The 3,148-nt window shown below is 61.8% G+C and carries 6 protein-coding genes and 1 tRNA gene; all 7 read left to right on the top strand.

The features are described from left to right. On the top strand, positions 1–160 hold a 160-nt coding region (gene tuf, locus VJR90_06385; protein HKV97095.1), incomplete at its 5' end, for an elongation factor Tu. A 68-nt stretch (positions 161–228) separates the two neighbouring features. After that, a tRNA-Trp gene (locus VJR90_06380) sits at positions 229–304 on the top strand. A 36-nt stretch (positions 305–340) separates the two neighbouring features. Continuing rightward, positions 341–718, top strand: a complete 378-nt coding sequence (gene secE, locus VJR90_06375; protein HKV97094.1) for a preprotein translocase subunit SecE — start codon at positions 341–343, stop codon at positions 716–718. 3 nt (positions 719–721) lie between these two features. Continuing rightward, complete coding sequence (gene nusG, locus VJR90_06370; GenBank protein ID HKV97093.1) at positions 722–1,255, top strand: transcription termination/antitermination protein NusG; 534 nt, start codon at positions 722–724, stop codon at positions 1,253–1,255. 89 nt (positions 1,256–1,344) lie between these two features. After that, on the top strand, positions 1,345–1,776 hold the full coding sequence (rplK, locus tag VJR90_06365) for a 50S ribosomal protein L11 (GenBank protein HKV97092.1): 432 nt from the start codon (positions 1,345–1,347) through the stop codon (positions 1,774–1,776). Further along, positions 1,777–2,472 (top strand): 50S ribosomal protein L1, encoded by a 696-nt coding sequence (rplA, locus tag VJR90_06360; protein ID HKV97091.1) that lies wholly within the window; start codon positions 1,777–1,779, stop codon positions 2,470–2,472. 305 nt (positions 2,473–2,777) lie between these two features. Next, positions 2,778–3,148, top strand: a 371-nt coding sequence (gene rplJ / locus VJR90_06355; GenBank protein HKV97090.1) for a 50S ribosomal protein L10, incomplete at its 3' end; no start/stop codon positions are given.

Raw genomic sequence — 3,148 nt, 5'->3', positions numbered from 1 at the left:
GGACCTGCCGAAGGGCGTGGAGATGGTGATGCCTGGCGACAACATCAAGATGGTGGTGTCGCTCATCAGCCCGATCGCCATGGAGGACGGACTGCGCTTTGCCATCCGCGAGGGCGGCCGCACCGTCGGCGCCGGCGTGGTGGCGAAAATCCTTGAGTAAGTAATCGCGGCTGAAAGCCGCTCCCACAATGTAGGAGTGGCCTGCGGCGGCGATTGATAGAGGTTTACAGGCCAGTAGCTCAATTGGCAGAGCGGCGGTCTCCAAAACCGCAGGTTGGGGGTTCGATTCCCTCCTGGCCTGCCAGATTGAGCGCCAGGCGCGCAACAGGTTGACGGTTAGATGAACGATGTAATGGAACCCGGGCGCAGTGGCCTGGATACGATCAAACTCATTGGCGCGATCCTGCTGATCATTGCCGGCATCGTGGCGTATTACTGGTTCGGCACCCAGAATCAGTTGTTGCGCGCGGCGTATGTGGTTGCGGGGCTGGTGCTGGCGGCGCTGCTCGCGTGGCAGACGCAGCTTGGTCATGCTACCTGGAGTTTCATTTCCAGCTCGCGCACCGAGGTGCGCAAGATGGTGTGGCCGACGCGTGAAGAGACGCTGCAGACCACGGTCGCGGTCATCGTGGTAGTGCTGATCACCGCGGTGCTTATGTGGCTGTTGGACATGTTTCTGTTCTGGGCGTTGCACGGCATCACCGGGCAGGGGAGCTGAGAAATGTCGCTCAGGTGGTACGTGGTGCATGCCTACTCGGGCTTTGAGTCCACGGTCAAACGTTCGCTCGCGGAGCGCGTGAAACGCTCCGGCTTGGCTGAAAAGTTCGGCGACATCCTGGTGCCCACCGAGGAAGTCGTGGAGATGCGCGAGGGCCAGAAGCGCCGCAGCGAGCGCAAGTTTTTCCCCGGCTACGTGCTGGTGCAGATGGAGCTGGACGACCAGACTTGGCATCTGGTGAAAAGCGTGCCCAAGGTCATGGGTTTCATCGGTGGCACTCCGGACAAGCCCGCGCCGATCACCGACAAGGAAGCCGATGCCATTCTGCATCGTGTGCTGGAAGGTGCCGAAAAACCCCGCCCCAAGGTGCTGTTCGAGCCAGGCGAGGTGGTGCGCGTGATTCAGGGGCCGTTCAACGATTTCAACGGCGTGGTCGAAGAGGTGAATTACGAGAAGAACCGGTTGCGGGTGGCGGTGCTGATTTTCGGCCGCTCTACGCCGGTGGAACTGGAGTTCAGTCAGGTCGAGAAATCCTGACGCTTATTTGCAGGAGCGGCTTTCAGCCGCGACGCATTGAACATGGGGAGCCTGTTAAAACCAGGCGTTAGCACCCGCGAGGAGCAGGTATGGCTAAGAAGATTCAGGCATTCGTGAAGCTGCAAATCCCGGCCGGGCAGGCCAATCCGGCTCCGCCCGTGGGTCCGGCGCTGGGCCAGCAGGGCGTCAACATCATGGAGTTCTGCAAGGCGTTCAACGCCCAGACGCAGAAGCTGGAGCCGGGTTTGCCGATCCCGGTGGTGATCACGGTCTACAACGATCGCAGCTTCACGTTCATCACCAAGACGCCGCCCGCTTCGGTGCTGATCCGCAAGGCGCTCGGTTTGGACAAGGGCAGCGCCACGCCCAACACCAACAAGGTCGGCAAGATCACGCGCAAGCAGCTGGAAGAGATTGCCAGGATCAAGATGCCGGACATCACCGCCGCGGACCTGGACGCCGCGGTGCGCACCATTGCCGGCAGCGCCCGCAGCATGGGCGTGGACGTGGAGGGACTGTAAATGGCTTCCAAGCGTTATAGCGCCATGCGCGCGAAGATCGACCGCGACAAGTCGTATGCGGTGCAGGAAGCGCTCAAGTTCGTGAAGGACGGAGCGACCGCCAAGTTCAACGAATCGGTAGACGTTTCGATCAACCTCGGCATCGACGCCTCCAAGTCGGACCAGACGGTGCGCGGCTCGGTCGTATTGCCGCAGGGCACCGGCAAGAGCGTTCGCGTCGCCGTGTTCGCGCAGGGCGAAAGGGCCGAACAGGCCAAGGCGGCTGGCGCCGACATCGTCGGCTTCGACGACCTTGCCAACGACATCAAGGGCGGCAAGATGGATTTTGACGTGGTGATCGCCAGCCCCGATGCGATGCGGGTCGTCGGCGCCCTGGGCCAGATCCTGGGGCCGCGCGGCCTGATGCCGAATCCCAAGGTGGGAACGGTCACGCAGGACCTCGTCGGCGCGGTCAAGAACGCGAAGGCGGGCCAGGTGCAGTACCGCGCCGACAAGGCCGGCATCGTTCAATGCACGATCGGCCGCGCCTCGTTTACCGTCGAGGCGCTGTCGGAGAATCTGAAGACGCTGGTGGACGCGGTGAACAAGTCCAAGCCCGCGGGCGTGAAGGGGATCTTCCTCAAGAAGGTCTCGGTCTCGAGCACCATGGGCGTGGGCGTGCGCGTCGACCAGGCGAGCTTGCTGCAGCAGCAATAAATTCAGGGAGCGCGGGGATGTCTCCGTGCTTCCGGTCCCGGTGGAAATCCGGGAAAGAACTTTGGGCTGCCGGAGGCGTACCGCCGGCGGGTTGTCAAAGACCGTAGGAACCTTGGAGTTTGCGAAGGTTTAATTTTTTGAGGAACGGAAAGCCGGCAACGGGGTCACAGACTGCCTCCAACGCAGTCGATGAAGCCGGGCCAGCGGCCGGAAACCGGAAATCCTACGCAGACGGTGTACCCGAAACAGGTTTTGTATCTGACTCCTGTATTACCGGTCGCCGTTTTCGTGAAAGGAGATAGACCTTGAGTCTAAATCTGGAGCAGAAGCAGGCGGTTGTGGCCGAGGTGAGCGAGCAGCTCGCCAAGGCCCAGACGGTGATACTGGCCGAGTACCGCAGCATCCCGGTCAAGGACATGACCGAATTGCGCAAGAAGGCGCGCAACTCGGGCGTGTACCTGCGGGTGCTGAAGAACACCCTGGCGCGTCGCGCAGTCGCCGAGACGCCGTTCAAGGGGCTCTCCGAGAAGATGGTGGGGCCTCTCGCGTACGGCATTTCGAGCGATCCGGTGGCGGTTGCCAAGGTGCTGCAGGAGTTCGCCAAGGAAAACGAGAAGTTCGTGATCAGGGCCGGCGCGATGCCGAACCTGGTGATGTCAGCCAGGGAAGTGGCGGA

The organism is Gammaproteobacteria bacterium, from assembly GCA_035279405.1.
Classification (GTDB): Bacteria; Pseudomonadota; Gammaproteobacteria; order Natronospirales; family REEB76; genus REEB76.
Note: the sequence above shows the minus strand (reverse complement) of the source record. Positions and strands in the feature narration are given on the sequence as shown.